Source organism: Aequorivita antarctica (assembly GCF_007997155.1).
Taxonomy (GTDB): domain Bacteria; phylum Bacteroidota; class Bacteroidia; order Flavobacteriales; family Flavobacteriaceae; genus Aequorivita; species Aequorivita antarctica.
Genome location: NZ_VORT01000001.1, coordinates 313,621 through 329,545, shown reverse-complemented (window position 1 = coordinate 329,545; position 15,925 = coordinate 313,621). Strand labels below are relative to the sequence as shown.

The window sequence follows — 15,925 nt, the reverse complement described above, 5'->3', positions numbered from 1 at the left end:
AAAAACATTAAAAAAGGCTTAAAATGTTAAAATTTAGTGTATTTCATCGAATTTATATGCTTCTTGTCGTTCTATTCAAAAATAGTTCACATCTTAGCAGACCCAAATCTTACCAACTTAACCTCATATGGAAAAAGTAACTAGATCAATTAAAAGCACTAAAGAATTGTTACTAAACGTGCTTTTCATTTTTAAGAAAGTGTTTTTATTGTTCTAAACTTTTTCAATAGTTGTTTATGCCCCAAATCTGTCATAAACACAGATAAAAATTAAACCCGTTCTTCGTGAGGTTAGAACGGGTTTTTTTATACCCCTTTTTTAAATCCTTATATCCTTATATCCCCTTCGGAATTGCCGCTATTAGTTTCTTTGAATATTCCGTTTGTGGATTTTCATAGATTTCATCCGCATCACCTAATTCTTCTATTCTTCCCTTGTTCATCACCAAAAGCTGGTCCGACATATATTTTACCACGGCCAAATCATGCGATATAAATATATAGGTAAATCCAAAATCATTCTTCAGTTCATTGAGCAAGTTCAAAACCTGAGCCTGCACCGAAATATCCAAAGCAGAAACCGATTCATCACAAATAACAAGTTTGGGCTCAACAACAATCGTACGAGCGATGCCAACACGCTGTCGCTGCCCACCGGAAAGTTCGTGTGGATAGCGATAAAAATAACTTTCGTCCAAGCCTACTCTTTCAAGAAGTGAAAGCACACGTTCTTTCCTTTCTTTTTTGGATTTTCCCAAATTGTGAACTTCCATTGGCTCCATAAGTGCTTGGCCTATCATTAAACGGGGGTTTAATGATGAATAAGGATCTTGAAAAATAATCTGTATTTCCTTCCGAAGGTTTCTAATTTCGCCTTTGGAAAGTTTTGTAAGTTCCTTACCTCTATACTTTATACTACCAGAAGTTACTTTCTCCAATTGGAGAATCGTTCTTCCTAAAGTAGATTTTCCGCAGCCGGATTCGCCGACCAACCCCAAAGTTTCACCTTCGAAAACAGAAAAACTGACATCGTCCACAGCTTTTACGATTTCCTCTTTAGCAAATATCCCCACATTACTGAAATAGTATTTTTCCAAATTGGTAATTTCCAAAATTGGTTTTTGGGTGTATATTCTTTTGTGTCTCTTAGCGCGCTCTATAGGTTTTACTTCTCGCGGCTCGAAACTTTTATCGGCAATAGATGCAATAGTTGGCAATTTCGCCAAACGAACCTTAAGTGAAGGCCGTGATGCCAACAATGCCTTGGTGTATTCTGCCTTTGGGTTTTTGAATATTTCAACAGTGGTTGCATTCTCAACAATATCACCTTTATACATTACCACCACCCTATCGGCAATTTCCGAAACTAAACTTAAATCGTGCGAAATGAACAGCATCGCCATTTTTGTTTCTTGTTGAATTGATTTTAAAAGTGAAATAATTTCCTTTTGGACAGTTACGTCCAGCGCCGTAGTGGGTTCGTCTGCAATGAGCAGTTTTGGTTTGCAAGCAATGGCCATAGCAATCATTACCCGCTGCATTTGTCCGCCGCTTATTTGGTGCGGATAACTGTTGAAAATTTCATTCGGACGGGGCAGTTTTACTTTTTGGAATAATGAAATGGTTTCTTTTTTAGCTTCGGAAGCATTCATTTTTAGGTGAAGTCGAAGTATTTCGGAAACTTGAAAGCCACATTTTAAAGAAGGGTTCAGCGCACTCATCGGTTCCTGAAAAATCATGGCTATTTCCTTACCTCGTATTTTCCGGAATTCTTTTTCATTCGTTTTCAAAAGATTTTTTTCTTCAAAAAGTATATTTCCTGATAGCTCTGTGTTCTTTTTCGGCAACAATCCCATAATGGCGAGAGAGGTAACAGATTTGCCCGAGCCAGATTCCCCCACTATGCCCAAAACTTCGTTTTCGAATACATCAAAAGAAATGGAATGCAGGATTTCAATACTATTATCCTTATTTCCAAAGGATACCGAAAGTTTTTCAACTGATAATAAAGTGCCATTTTTCATTATTTCAAAGGTAATACAATCAAAGTGATTATAACTTTAACTGTAGTTCATCGAATATAATTTCATTTAATCGAATTTTTTCGTTCATTTAAGTGTTTTTAATAAAACAACAATCCTTTTTATTCACTAAATCTTATTTATTATGAAAAAAATTAACAAATTCGTTTTTCTATTTTCATTATTAATCTTTGCGTTTTCTGCGGTCGTCTCCGCCCAAAACAAAAACGATGAAAAGAAAAGCGTTAAGCAACCCCCAAGTCTTGTGGTTTTTGATGCTTCACAATCGTATTCGCTTCAAAACTCCACTACAATTTTCAAAGAAGTTTTAAATCCTTCCTCCCAAACTTCTTTCACTACACTAAGCCAAGAACAAGACCCATTAGGGTTTACACACCAAAAAATGCAACAATACTTTAACGGTGTTAAAGTTGAATTTGCAACAGTTACACTAAGCAGCAAAAACGGAACGGTTCAAACCTTAAGTTCAGCCTATTTTCCAATTGCTGATGATTTCAATGTAACATCATCAATAAGTAATTCACAAGCTTTAAACAGTGCAATTGCACATGTTGGCGCTTCAAAATATATGTGGCAGAACGCTGCAGAAGCTGCATTAGCAGACAACTATAAAAAGCCAACGGGTGAGTTGGTTATTATCCCTGCAATTGAAAACATTACCGAAACCAACCGTTTGGCATATAAATTTGACATTTACGCCACAGCTCCCCTTTACAGAGCTGATGTATATATTGATGCCAAAACTGGGCAATTCATAATGGAGAATAAAAGAATCCACGATGCCAACGTGCCCGCTACCGGAACTAGCCTTTACAACGGCAATGTTTCATTTACTGCAGACAATGCATCGGGTCCATACCGCTTGCGCCAAACTGCAGACGGCGGCGGAATCCAAACTTTTGATTTGAACAACAGCACAAATTATAATAACGCTGTGGATGTTACCAGTAGTTCAACAAACTTTACTTCGAACCCAACTGGTGTTCAGGCGCATTTTGGAGCTGAGAAAACTTATAAATACTTTTCACAGAATTACGGAAGAAACTCTTATAATAACACTGGCGGTGTTATTAAATCTTACGTGAGCTATTCCTCTAACTATGTAAATGCTTTTTGGGACGGAAGCCGTATGACTTATGGTGATGGCGATGGCACCAATTATGGGCCATTGGTTTCATTGGATATTTGCGGTCACGAAATTACTCACGGTGTGACTGAATATTCCGCAAACCTTGTTTATAGCTACCAATCTGGAGCTTTGAACGAATCGTTTTCAGATATTTTTGGTGAATCTATTGAAAAATTTGCTTCAGGAACCAATGACTGGCTAATGGGCGATGACATTGGTGCTGGCGGAAGCGGAGGTGCATTGCGTTCTATGAGCAATCCGAACGCTTATGGAGATCCTGATACTTATCAAGGAACCAATTGGTATTCTGGCTCAGCCGACAGTGGTGGAGTACATACCAACTCTGGGGTACAAAACTTTTGGTATTATGTTTTGAGCGTAGGTAAAAGTGGTACAAACGATAAAGGAGACAGCTACAATGTTACCGGAATTGGAATGGACAAAGCGGGTGCAATTGCTTATAGAAATCTTACCGTTTACCTGAATTCAAATTCGCAGTACAGCGACGCCAGAAATGGTGCAATTCAAGCAGCGAGAGATTTATACGGTGTTGATAGTGCCGAAGAAATTGCAACCACAAACGCTTGGTACGCTGTTGGCGTTGGCGCTGCTTACGGTGGCGGTGGCGGTGGAAGCAACTATTGTGCTTCACAAGGAAATAACGTGAATGATGAATACATAAGCCGTGTACAGTTAAACACAATAAATAATGCTTCTGGCGCGCAGCTTTATTCAGATTTTACAAGTATATCTACTTCTTTAAATGAAGGTTCTGCTTATACAGTTATCGTTACTCCTACTTGGACTGGAACCGTTTATAACGAAGGTTACGCAGTATGGATTGACTATAATGGGGATGGTGATTTTGGCGATGCAGGCGAATTGGTTTGGTCCAAAGCCGCTTCAAAAAACACTCCTAACAGTGGAACATTCACAGTACCTTCAGGAACTGTTGGCGGAGAAACAAGAATGCGTGTTTCTATGAAATACAATGGAATTCCAACTTCTTGTGAAACTTTCAGTTATGGTGAAGTGGAAGACTATACCATCAACTTGGGAGGTGCTGGACCAGATACTCAGGCTCCAACCGCACCATCGAGCTTGGTAGCTTCAAGCATAGCACAGACAACACTTACACTTTCGTGGAATGCTTCCACAGACAATGTGGGGGTTACAGGTTATGATGTGTTCCAAGGCAGTACAAATTTAGGAAGCGTTACAGGAACTTCAGCAAACATTACTGGATTGACTCCTTCAACTGCATATTCATTTAAAGTTCGTGCGCACGATGCGGCAGGTAACAATTCTGGTTATAGCAATACCGTAAACGTTACAACACTTTCAAATACTATAACCTATTGTTCTTCACAAGGAAACAATACAAATGATGAATACATAGACAGAGTTCAGCTGGGAAGTATCAACAACCTTTCTGGTAATAATGGCGGTTATGCAAATTTCACAAGCATTTCTACTGCGCTGGCAAAAGGAAGTAGTAACACAATTACTATTACTCCAAAATGGACTGGAAGTAAATATAGTGAGGCATACAGAGTATGGATTGACTATAACCAAGATGGTGATTTTGATGATTCTGGCGAACAAGTATATTCACGTTCAAGAACTACAGCTTCTCCAATCTCTGGAAGTTTCACAGTGCCAACATCTGCACTTTCTGGAGCAACAAGAATGCGTGTTACTATGAAATACAACGCAAACCCATCTCCTTGTGAAACATTCACCTATGGCGAAGTGGAGGATTATACTGTAACTATCAGTAATTCTGTTAATCAAGGCATTACAGGGGATACTGGCTTCAACAATTCAGATATGTCAATCTATCCGAATCCTGCAAAACACACCTTAAATATTTCGTTGGTTGACGCAACAGGAAAAGATTATGTAATCTATAACGTAATGGGTCAGGTAGTTAGTAAAGGTTCGTTTACAGAAAGCTTAAATGTTTCATCATTGCAAAGTGGTGTTTACATGCTTGAAGTAAATTCTGACAACAACAAACTCATGAAACGTTTTGTGAAAGAGTAATTAGTTAATATTAATAAATAAGACGGCCCGTTTCAAAATTGAAACGGGCCGTCTTTTTATCTGTACAAAATTTTTAAAGCGGGTCTCCCACTTTTATATCACATCTGTGTCCAGGCTGACCGTGTGCTGGGTTTATACCTGAACCACCTGATGCTTGTATAGGACTGGCGGTACTAGAAGAAGCTCCGCTTCCATCTAAAGGCGCACCAACAGGAATAGCACAATCGTGCCCTGGTTGCCCGTGTGCAGGATTTAATGCTAGGTTGCCACTTGAAGATGTGTTATTTGTTGTTTGTGTTGACGTGGGTGCAACATTTTGCAACGCTTGTTTTTTTTGTTCAAGGGTTGCTTCTTGGGGTGTATTTATTGTTCCTTCTGCTGGGGTTGCTTTATCCTTACATGCAATAAATAAGGGGGCCGCAACAAGCATTGCTATCATAAATGGTTTTGGATTGAATCTTGAAATTGTCATAAAACGGGTTTTTAATATGGCTGATAAATCTACTAAAAAATAAATAGAAAACCACACTGTTGAAGTTATTCCGTAACAATCAGATTAAACCGAAAGTATTTCGTCTTCATTTAAAATCTCCTCATTCCGAAGCCGCAAAAGAATCTGGGCAACGGTAATTGTGTCTTTTTCACAGTAAATAATAATCCTATCAATATCTTTTTCTTCGTAATAAACACTGCGCACCTGGCTGCCATCAATATCGTCTTTTGGTGAAGGAATGCCTAAAACGTGAGCCATTAATTTAAGTGAAGTAAAAGTTTTGTAATCGCCAAACTTCCATAGTTCCAGCGTATCCAAATGCGGGACTTCCCAAGGTTTTTTACCAAAAAGGTCAAGTTTGAAAGGAATGTCAATGCTATTGATTATCATTCTTCGGGCAATATAAGGAAAGTCAAATTCCTTGCCGTTATGTGCACAAAGCACATGGTGTGGTTTGTTGAAATGGGTTTCGAGCAGTGTTTTAAAATCTTTCAAAATTTTCACTTCATCGCCGTGAAAACTGGTCACACGAAAATTGCGAACATCTCCTTTCAACACAAAATAACCTACGGAAATACAGACAATTTTTCCAAACTCTGCCCAAATACCAGCGCGTTCATAAAAATCTTCGGCAGAAATATCGTCCTTTCGTTGATATTGGCTTTTCAACTCCCATAGCGTTTTTGAAGTATCATCAAGTTCGTCAAAATTTTCGTATTCCGGAACGGTTTCAATATCCAGGAAGAGGATATGTTCCAAGTTTATTCGCTTAATCATAATTTGAAAATTTCAATCGGGGAGAACTTTAAAAATACGAAAAATTATTGATTTTCACCAAGCATCTTATAGGCTTCTTCAATGTAAACATAAAAATCAGAACTAAAAGGTAAAGTAGTTTTATTGCCTCGTTGGTGGCCCAATCGAACAATAATCAAATCATCCTCGGGAACCACAATAACGTACTGCCCTAGAATTCCCCGCATCGCAAAAATGTTCTTCCCCAAAAAATCACTCAGCCAAAACCCATAACCGTATTCTGGACTTTTGGCAAAACGTGGCGTAATGGATTTCGCCACAAAAGCAGAATCCAAAATTTGTTGGCCTTTCCACTTGCCGTAATCTTTATAAAGTTTTCCGAAACGCGCAAAATCCCTTGCGTTGCTTCCAATACAGCAATACGCTTTTGCCAATCTGCTTTCATCATCATCCACCTGCCAAATTGCGGAATTTTCTGCGCCCAGCGGTTGCCAAAAACTTTCGTATAAATAATCTGCCAACTGCTGCTTCGTATCTTTCTGAATCACCATCGCCAAAAGCTCGGTATTTCCACTTAAATATTTGTAGTGCACACCCGGTGTATCAACCACTTTCATTTTCAAAATAGTTTTGGCTAAATCGCTGTCATAGTATGCCCGCGCGGTCATTCCAAACGGATTGGAATACGATTCATCCCAATCTAAGCCCGAAGCCATAGAGGAAAGATCGCCCACCGTTAAACCAGTTCCTGCATACTGCGGATAAAAATCGCTCACTGGCTGCTCCAAACTTTTTATAAGACCATCATCTATAGCCTTCCCCAGCATTGCAGAGGTAATACTCTTCGCCATAGAAAAAGAATTGGTCTGCGAGTCATTTCCAAAACCATCAAAATATTTTTCAAACCAAATACTATCATTCTTTATAATCAAAAAAGCAATCGTCCCCAACGTATCGTTCATTTCAGAAAGTGCTTGGGTAGCCTCAACAGAGTTGTAATTTTTATGAATGGGCCAAGGCTGCGGGTCGGTGCTTGCAGGAATTTCTTCTGTTTTGAAAAATTTGAAATCGTCGATATATGCAGTAGTGTGCCCGTGAAGATAAACCACCCAAACCCCTTTTAAAATATAGCCATAACCTGTAACGTAAAGTCCAATTACAAAAGTAATCAGTAGTATAAAAACCCACTTAAAGAATTTCTTGACCCGCCTCATTTAAAACAAAGATTGCTGTTGTGACGGACTTTCAAATTCCAACAACCACTTTTTTCGATGCAATCCCCCTGCATAACCTGTTAGCGAGCCATCACTACCAATAACACGATGGCAGGGAATTATAATTGAAATAGGATTCTTCCCATTGGCAGAAGCCGCCGCCCGAATCACCTTCGGATCACCCAACTTGTTCGCCATTTGTTGATAGCTTGTGGTTTTTCCAAAAGGTATTTCTTCCAATTGCTTCCAAACCCGCTTCTGAAAATCAGTCCCTTCAGGAGAAAGCTTTAAACTGAATTCCTTCCGCTTCCCTTCAAAATATTCCTCAAGCTGCACAACCGCATCTTTCAATTCTTTTGGAATCTTACTTGAAACCTCAACTTTATCAATATCTTTAAAAAAAACAGATGCCAAGCCCTCAACATCTCCTTTCAATTCCAAAATCCCCACGGGTGTATTTATAAAAACAATTTTCATTATTCGTCTTCCTTTTTGGGTTCTAGATTTTCATTCAGTTGTATTCCCATCCGCTTAGCGCGTTTTTCCCAATTTTTTCTAGCCTGCAGTTGCATATCCTCAATATTATCGCTCTCATCCATTATTTCAAGACCCAACAAGGTTTCAATAATGTCTTCCATCGTTACCACACCTATTGTGTTCCCAAAATCATCCACCACAGAAGCAATATGAACCCGTTGTTTTATAAACGTTTCAAAAAGTTCCGGAATTGGTTTTTCAGCAGCAATAACAAAAATATCTCGTTTCAAATCGCTTAAAAGTTTGTCGCCGCGATCTTCCACAATTTCCTCTAAAATATCATCCCGAAGTACAAACCCTGTTATGTTATGGCTCTTACCTTTATAAAGAGGAATCCGCGAAAATCGCAAACTTTTATGGTTTTGGTGAAAATTTTCTAAACTCATCGTTTCATCCTCGAGGGTTACAACCGTAAAAGGTGTCATCACATCCTTAGCTTGTACACTTTTAAAAACCAAGAGGTTTTTAATAACCGTTGTTTCGCTTTCCTCAAAAACCCCTTCTTCTTCAGCTGCATCTGTTATGGCCATAAATTCCTCCCTACTCATCGTGCTAACGTGAGCAGATTTCCCAACAAGGCGAGTTATGAGCATTAACAACCAAAGTAGTCCCGTATATTTCAATGGAAAAATAATCACGTTTAAAAACATTGCCGTAAAAGGACCGAGTTTTTTCCAGTAGGTTGCACCAATAGTTTTCGGGATTATTTCTGAAACCACTAAAATAAGCATCGTCATGATTGCCGAAACAATCCCCACAATGTTCATCCCAAAAAGGTCTATTTTATAGGGTAACTTCTCTGCCTCAACCCCAACTAATATCGCACCCACAGTGTGCGCAATAGTATTCAGCGTTAATATCGCTATCAACGGCTTGTCTATGTCTTTTTTAAAATTCGTCAAGGTCTTTGCATACGCCTTTCCATCTTGGGTCTTCATCCGTAAATACGTTGGTGTAAAACTCAGCAGCGCGGCCTCCAGAATGGAGCATAAAAACGAAAAGAAAATAGAAAGAACCGCATAAACAATCAGTAAGGTCATAGTGGATAAAATAATTTTCCCCTAAAATAAAGATTTAGAAACTGTTTTAGTCGAAACACTTTGTTAATTGCAAAAAAAAACCGCCACATTGGACGGTTTTTAAAACAATTTTTAGGAAGCCTTCAAGAGCGGCCTCAATGTATTCTCCCAACGTTTTGCATCTTGAAGACAAACAAACGGGTCCTGTGAAAGTTCGTTTTCATCGTGCTCGTTATAAAAAGGTATTTCAAGTCTGCCAGCTTTCTCCACAATTTCCAGTCCAACCCAGTCAAGGGTTTTATTGGTTTGCTTGATGCTTTTTGCGCGACAGTCCTTAACATCCTCCATGTTTACAATTTTAAAATCTACCGAAGGACTTCTTTTTGAAGTGTAAACCAACTTTTTTGAAACTTCGTCCACACCAATTACACAATTGCCAATTACGTCAATGGTTTTCAAATTGATTCCGTTGCTCTGTGAAAGCTTCGTAACAGATTTTTTCACTTTACTGTCCGTGCCGGAAGAGTTCATAATCAAAAAAATAACTGGCACTAACATAACTACTGTAATAATAATACCCACAAGGGTTGAGCTAAATTCCATATTGAATAATTTTAAGATGAATAATTTTGAATAAATAAGTGTTTGAAAATCAATTCAAGCACATCGAAAAATCATCAAAAATTTACCAAAAAAAGTGGAATGGAAACAAATGTCGGAAGATGAGCTCCCGTTTATCTTTTAATAAATAAGAAGAATTGTATAATGAAGAAACGCGAGCGTCAGAAAAATCCTGACTGGAATTGAACATTCCATTAAACCCTAGGCCTGTATATTCGTTTTGTGAAACGGTCTGCGAAACTTCGCCAATGGAAACCTCGTTAAACACGAAGGGTTTTTGGTCATCATTCTGAAGTTCGGAAATAGCTGCTGTCTTACCCTTATATGTAAAAGTCTCACTAGCCAAAGCCACATTCCCGAATACCAAGAAAACGGCCATCGAGAGTAGCAACCTACCTATATATTTTTCAACAGTATTCACCCCGCAAATGTATGCGAAAATTGAATTGGAAATAATAAAATTTTGCTAATTAATTAGCTTCGCGACATCCTTTGCAAAATAGCTCGCAATCATTGAGGCACCAGCGCGTTTTATGGCAGTAACCTGCTCTAGCAATACCGCATCATGGTCCAACCAACCTTTCTCTGCAGCCGCTTTCAGCATCGCATATTCTCCACTTACTTGATAGACCGCTACAGGAACATTAACAACCTCTTTTATGTCGCGCACAATATCTAAATAGCAAAGTCCGGGTTTCACCATCACAATATCTGCGCCTTCATCAATGTCCATCAATGCTTCACGAATTGCTTCTTCCCGGTTTCCATAATCCATTTGGTATGTTTTCTTATCCTTTGGAATATCTTTTGCATCCACTGGAGCTGAATCCAAAGCATCGCGGAATGGACCGTAAAAGGCAGAAGCATATTTCGCGCTATATGCCATAATTCCAGTATCGCAGAAACCTTCATCTTCCAATAGTGTCCTAATTTCAAAAATGCGACCGTCCATCATATCGCTCGGAGCAACTATATCTGCTCCCGCCATTGCATGGCTCAAAGACATTTCGGCCAACACAGCATTTGTATCATCGTTTAGTACTTTTCCTTCGGAAATAATCCCGTCGTGGCCGTAAATAGAAAAAGGATCCAAAGCAACATCAGTCATTACAATCATTTCCGGCACGGCGTTTTTAACGGTTTTTATGGCACGTTGCATCAATCCATCAGCATTTAGGGCTTCTTTTCCGCTGTTGTCCTTCAGTTTATCATCAACTTTAACAAAAAGCAACACCGACTTCAATCCAAGTTTCCAAAGTTCTTTCACTTCTTTTTGAAGTATATCCAAACTAAGTCTATAATAATTCGGCATTGAGGCAATTTCTTCTTTCACTCCCTTTCCTTCCACCACAAAAAGCGGCACAATAAAATCATTTGGGCTAATAATAGTTTCGCGAACCAAGCTTCTCATGCTTTCATTGGTTCTTAACCTTCTGTTTCTTCTTAATGGGTACATAATTATTTATGATTTATGATTAACGATTTATGATTTTTAAATTAAAAATCATAAACCTTACATCTAAAATTAATTTATCCAATCTTTGGGGCTTCTTAGAATTTCAACAAGCTTCTCTTCCTCACTTCCCGCCTCAGGGTGATAATCATATCTCCACTGCACATGTTGCGGTAAACTCATCAAAATACTTTCAATCCGGCCATTGGTTTTTAATCCGAAAAGCGTTCCTTTATCGTGAACTAGATTAAACTCAACATAACGTCCACGGCGAATTTCCTGCCAAGTTCTATTTGCTTCGGAATAAGGAAGGCTTTTTCTCTTTTCAACAATAGGAACATAACACTCCACAAAACTATTACCAACTTCGGTCACAAAATTAAACCAATCCTGCATTTTCATTGCATTAGTTTCTTTCAAATAATCAAAAAACAACCCCCCAATACCGCGCGCCTCTTCACGATGTGCGTTCCAAAAATATTCGTCACAGCGTTTTTTATAAGTCTCATAAAATTCAGGACTATGTTTATCACAAGCAGTTTTACATACTTTATGAAAATGCCTCGCATCTTCCTCAAAAAGGTAATACGGCGTTAAATCCTGTCCGCCGCCAAACCAACTATCCACAATATTCCCTTCCGCATCATACATTTCAAAATAGCGCCAGTTTGCGTGTACCGTTGGCACCATTGGACTCTTTGGATGAAGTACCAAACTCAAACCGCAGGCAAAGAAATCGGCATCTTTCACACCAAAATATGCTTGCATGCTTTCTGGCAGTTTACCGAAAACTTCACTGATGTTTACGCCCCCTTTTTCAAAAACGCTTCCGTTTTCTATTACGCGGGTTTGGCCGCCGCCACCTTCTTCACGCATCCATTTATCTTCTCTAAACATAGCCTTTCCGTCAATTTCTTCAAGAGCGGAAGTAATTTGGTTCTGTAAATTCTTTATATAATTAATAAATTGTTCTTTCATCATATCGTTTTCTGAAGTGATTTAGCATTATCCAATACTCTCAAGGTTTCCGTACTCGCTGCCGTAACCGAAAGTGGTAATACTAAAATAATTCCAACCACGGGAATTAAAAGCATCAGCATAAAAATGATACCATTTCCTATTGCCAAACCACGGTTTCTTCGAACAAATTCAATACTTTCCGAATACTTAAAGTGTCTTTCTAAAGTGTAATCCATATTTCCGAAACCTGCGTAATAGCTCTGCACCAAAAACAAAAGTCCCGAAGAAATAATTCCTATAACAGGTATAAACCCTATCAAAATTATTGGAATTGTTAGCAATAGTTCCATTATTAAATTCCGAACGTTTATCCGAACGCCACGCCATAGCTGCTCTGCGTTTGAAGTATTTCTGTGCAAATGATCTGTTCCAAAAAGGTGCTTTTCAATTTTTTCAGAAACTGGACTCATAAACGGGGCGCTCAAGGCCATCACAATATGCCTATATAAAATGATTCCCAAAGCAATGATTATTAAAGCTCCAATGAAATCACTAATAGTTCTGAAAGTTTCGGCACCCCATTCCCAAAACCAAATTTTAGAAATAAATTCTCCCAGATTATCACTTAATCCCCAAGCCGAAAAACCAATCAGCATTGCAGTAAAAAAACTAATAGCCATTGGTATAACAAAATACTTCCAAAGCCCAAGTTTTCCAATGAGGTTGAAAGTTCCTGCATATGCTTTTATGCCTTTTAGAATATTTTTAATCATTTATTCTTCAATAAAAACAAGTTGTTTTTCAAACTTGTCTGTTTCTTCAACCGTTTCAATCTTTGCGGCTTCCGAAGCTTTTTGTTTTAAAAGTGAAATGATTTCAGTTTCATTTTTACCTTTTATTTCTTCAAAAGAAACGATTCCCACTTGGTTATTGTGCAAGTCCATTGCTCTTTCCAAAGCTTCGTTTGGTGAAAAATCTTCATGCCAATCCGTAAATGTTTTTGCCCATGCTTTTGCTTTTTCTACGTTATTGTGCCATTTTAAACATTTTTGAATTATCAATATAGCCCAAAGTGCATGTCTAAATGCATTCGCTTTATTGCTTAAATGATGTTTGCTGCCGTATTCCTGATAGGCTATATTCATACATCGTTTTGTGGCAAATATAGTAGGGAACGCATAAATAGGATTCTTAAGAAACAACCAAAACAACCCGAAAAGTTGCTTGAAATCGAGCTTCTTTAAAATCTGCCAAAGCATCTATTCTTGTTTGTATTCTTTAACCGCTTCAATAAAAGCACCTGCGTTTTCCAACGGAATATTTGGCAAAATACCGTGACCTAAGTTCACGATATATCGATCTTTCCCAAATTCGTCAATCATTTGTTTTACCATCTTTTTTATTACTGATGGCGGACTAAAAAGACGTGTTGGGTCAAAATTTCCTTGAAGGGTAATTTTACCACCAGTTAAATATCTTGCGTTTTTAGGCGAACAGGTCCAATCCACACCCAAAGCCGAAGCCCCACTTTTTGCCATCGTGTCCAACGCAAACCAGCAACCTTTTCCGAAAGCAATTACATGCGTCTCATCTTTTAAGGCATCAATAATCTGCTGCATATATTGCCAGCTAAATTCCTGATAATCGGTTGGCGAAAGCATTCCGCCCCAACTGTCAAAAACCTGCACTGCGTTAACGCCGCACTTTACTTTTTCCTTTAAGTATAAAATCGTAGTATCGGTTATTTTCTGAAGTAACGCGTGTGCTGCAACCGGTTGAGTGAAGCAAAATTCCTTTGCTAAATCAAAGTTTTTGGAGCCTTGACCCTGCACACAATAACACAAAATAGTCCAAGGGCTTCCGGCAAAACCGATTAATGGGATTTCGTCGTTCAATTTTTCTTTGGTCATTTTTATGGCTTCCATAACGTAACCGAGGGTTTCATTAATGTCTGGAACAATAACACGTTCCAAATCTTTCATAGAACGAATTGGGTCAGGAACCCAAGGACCAATTCCGGGTTTCATTTCTACGTGGATGTTCATAGCCTGTGGAATTACCAAAATATCGCTAAACAAAATAGCGGCGTCCATTCCGTATCTTCGGATGGGCTGAATTGTAATTTCACTGGCCAGTTCCGGGGTTTGGCAACGGGTGAAAAAGTCATATTTTGCCTTTATTTCTTGAAATTCGGGTAGGTATCTTCCAGCTTGGCGCATCATCCAAACGGGTGGTCTTTCCACGGTTTCACCGCGGAGGGCTTTTAAGAATAAATCGTTTTTAATCATCGTTTTTTAAAGTATTTACCGCTTTGGCAATTACGCTTTCTACGGTTGTGGTGTTTGAAATTACCACGTATTCAGTATATTTTTTTGCTTCGAAAGCAGTTGTTTTGCCTATGCAAATGGCTTTTGCAGCATTTAATTTATTTTCTGAAAAAAAACTTCGCACTCCACTGGGACTGAAAAAAAGAACAGCATCAAACTGTCTTTCAAATTTCTTCAGATTCAGCGTTGTTTTATAAACTTCAATTTCTTCAAAAGTAATATTGTTCTCTTTCAATTTTGAAGGTATTTCATCACTTCGAATATTTCCACAGAAAAAATGAAATGAGTCGTTTTTATGATTTTTCGCTAAATAATCAGCTAATTCGGTTGCATATTCGGTCATTTTAATCACTTTTTGGCCGTTTTCTTCCAAAAGGGATTTCGTTTTTTCGCCAACACAGAAACATTTCTCGATGGGGGTTCCACCTATTGAAGTTGATTTGTTTGAACGCACATTCTCAAAAAATGAATTGACGCCGTTTTGGCTCGTGAAAATAGCGTTTTCAATATTTACAGGAACTTCATAAGGAACAAATTCAATAATTATGGCGTTGTATTCCACTAGCGAAACACCTGCATTTAGCAGCAATGATCTTTGGTTTTCTTTTAATTTTTTAGTTGATAGAACCGTTGACATAATTTTTTAAATATTTTTTTATGTCGGCATCTCTTCCAAAAACCACCAAAACATCACCGTTTTGAAAAGTCATATCTGGCGTGGGAAGCCCTACCACTTCTTTCTTTTCAATAATTCTTCCCAGTAAATTAGTATGTTGTTTTTTGCGGATTATAGTTATTATATTTAGATGAAATTTCTTTCGAAAATTCGATTCCTGTATGGTCTTTCCCACCAAAGATTTACAAACCTCAACTTCAGAAACCAAGAATTCATCATCAATTTCAAAGTTGTCTATACTTCCTTTTAAATTGATTTTTTTCGTGAACCTTTCCGCATATTCCTGCTCGGGGTGGATAATCTGGTCCACGCCCATCGCTTCTAGAATAGTATCTTCCAGAGCTGATGAAGAACGCGCAATTATACGGGCTTTGGTCAGTTTTTTTACAATTGCAGTACTCATAATGGCAGCACCGTTTTTTTCGCCAATTGCAATAATTGCTAAATCTGCATTGTTCAATGGTAACGATTGGTAGGCATTTTCATTAGTGGCATCAATTGCCACGGCATGTGCTACCTTATTCTTTATCTGTTCTATTTTATCGAGGTCGTGATCTGCAACAATAACCTCATTGCCTGTGTTTGAAAGATGGACGGCCAGTGACATTCCAAAATTTCCAAGGCCAATAACTACAATCTTCATATGCTTTTTT

Annotated in this window: 16 protein-coding genes; 1 reads left to right on the top strand and 15 read right to left on the bottom strand. The window is 38.3% G+C overall.

The window, feature by feature from the left end; all coding sequences use genetic code 11:
• Positions 1–334: 334 nt before the first annotated feature.
• Entirely contained in the window at positions 335–2,023 is a 1,689-nt protein-coding gene (locus tag ESU54_RS01500) for an ABC transporter ATP-binding protein (protein WP_111842878.1), read from the bottom strand.
• Between the two features lie 142 nt (positions 2,024–2,165).
• On the opposite strand from ESU54_RS01500, the gene ESU54_RS01495 reads away from it, so the two are divergent.
• Positions 2,166–5,216, top strand: coding sequence for a M4 family metallopeptidase (locus ESU54_RS01495; RefSeq protein WP_111842879.1), 3,051 nt, complete (start codon positions 2,166–2,168; stop codon positions 5,214–5,216).
• A gap of 73 nt (positions 5,217–5,289) precedes the next feature.
• Here the strand turns inward: ESU54_RS01495 and ESU54_RS01490 are convergent, their stop codons facing one another.
• From ESU54_RS01490 to ESU54_RS01425, 14 genes are all read right to left on the bottom strand, one after another.
• Complete coding sequence (locus ESU54_RS01490) at positions 5,290–5,688, bottom strand: hypothetical protein (protein ID WP_111842880.1); 399 nt, start codon at positions 5,686–5,688, stop codon at positions 5,290–5,292.
• Positions 5,689–5,772: 84 nt separating this feature from the next.
• The gene (locus tag ESU54_RS01485; RefSeq protein ID WP_111842881.1) at positions 5,773–6,486 is read right to left on the bottom strand and encodes a 3'-5' exonuclease; all 714 of its coding nucleotides are present in this window, start codon (positions 6,484–6,486) and stop codon (positions 5,773–5,775) included.
• Positions 6,487–6,530: 44 nt separating this feature from the next.
• Complete coding sequence (locus ESU54_RS01480) at positions 6,531–7,679, bottom strand: serine hydrolase domain-containing protein (protein ID WP_111842882.1); 1,149 nt, start codon at positions 7,677–7,679, stop codon at positions 6,531–6,533.
• Positions 7,680–8,156 carry a methylated-DNA--[protein]-cysteine S-methyltransferase gene (locus tag ESU54_RS01475; RefSeq protein ID WP_111842883.1) on the bottom strand — a complete coding sequence of 159 codons (477 nt, stop codon included), beginning with the start codon at positions 8,154–8,156 and terminating at the stop codon, positions 7,680–7,682. It abuts the gene before it with no gap.
• Entirely contained in the window at positions 8,156–9,256 is a 1,101-nt protein-coding gene (locus ESU54_RS01470; protein ID WP_111842884.1) for a CNNM domain-containing protein, read from the bottom strand. Before ESU54_RS01470 ends, ESU54_RS01475 begins: the two co-directional genes overlap by 1 nt.
• Before the next feature lie 111 nt (positions 9,257–9,367).
• The gene (locus ESU54_RS01465) at positions 9,368–9,838 is read right to left on the bottom strand and encodes a hypothetical protein (protein ID WP_111842885.1); all 471 of its coding nucleotides are present in this window, start codon (positions 9,836–9,838) and stop codon (positions 9,368–9,370) included.
• An 82-nt stretch (positions 9,839–9,920) separates the two neighbouring features.
• A complete protein-coding gene (locus ESU54_RS01460) occupies positions 9,921–10,277 on the bottom strand; it encodes a hypothetical protein (protein ID WP_146743942.1) in 357 nt (118 codons plus the stop codon).
• Between the two features lie 45 nt (positions 10,278–10,322).
• The gene (gene hemB, locus ESU54_RS01455; protein ID WP_111842887.1) at positions 10,323–11,312 is read right to left on the bottom strand and encodes a porphobilinogen synthase; all 990 of its coding nucleotides are present in this window, start codon (positions 11,310–11,312) and stop codon (positions 10,323–10,325) included.
• Positions 11,313–11,381: 69 nt separating this feature from the next.
• Positions 11,382–12,287 carry an oxygen-dependent coproporphyrinogen oxidase gene (gene hemF, locus ESU54_RS01450; RefSeq protein ID WP_111842888.1) on the bottom strand — a complete coding sequence of 302 codons (906 nt, stop codon included), beginning with the start codon at positions 12,285–12,287 and terminating at the stop codon, positions 11,382–11,384.
• On the bottom strand, positions 12,287–13,042 hold the full coding sequence (locus ESU54_RS01445; protein WP_111842889.1) for an EI24 domain-containing protein: 756 nt from the start codon (positions 13,040–13,042) through the stop codon (positions 12,287–12,289). Before ESU54_RS01445 ends, hemF begins: the two co-directional genes overlap by 1 nt.
• The gene (locus ESU54_RS01440) at positions 13,043–13,528 is read right to left on the bottom strand and encodes a DUF6973 domain-containing protein (protein WP_111842890.1); all 486 of its coding nucleotides are present in this window, start codon (positions 13,526–13,528) and stop codon (positions 13,043–13,045) included.
• On the bottom strand, positions 13,529–14,557 hold the full coding sequence (hemE, locus tag ESU54_RS01435; RefSeq protein ID WP_111842891.1) for a uroporphyrinogen decarboxylase: 1,029 nt from the start codon (positions 14,555–14,557) through the stop codon (positions 13,529–13,531). It abuts the gene before it with no gap.
• Positions 14,550–15,233, bottom strand: a complete 684-nt coding sequence (locus ESU54_RS01430) for a uroporphyrinogen-III synthase (protein WP_111842892.1) — start codon at positions 15,231–15,233, stop codon at positions 14,550–14,552. The genes hemE and ESU54_RS01430 overlap by 8 nt, the downstream gene beginning before the upstream one ends.
• On the bottom strand, positions 15,211–15,915 hold the full coding sequence (locus ESU54_RS01425) for a potassium channel family protein (protein WP_111842893.1): 705 nt from the start codon (positions 15,913–15,915) through the stop codon (positions 15,211–15,213). Before ESU54_RS01425 ends, ESU54_RS01430 begins: the two co-directional genes overlap by 23 nt.
• Positions 15,916–15,925 lie beyond the last annotated feature (10 nt).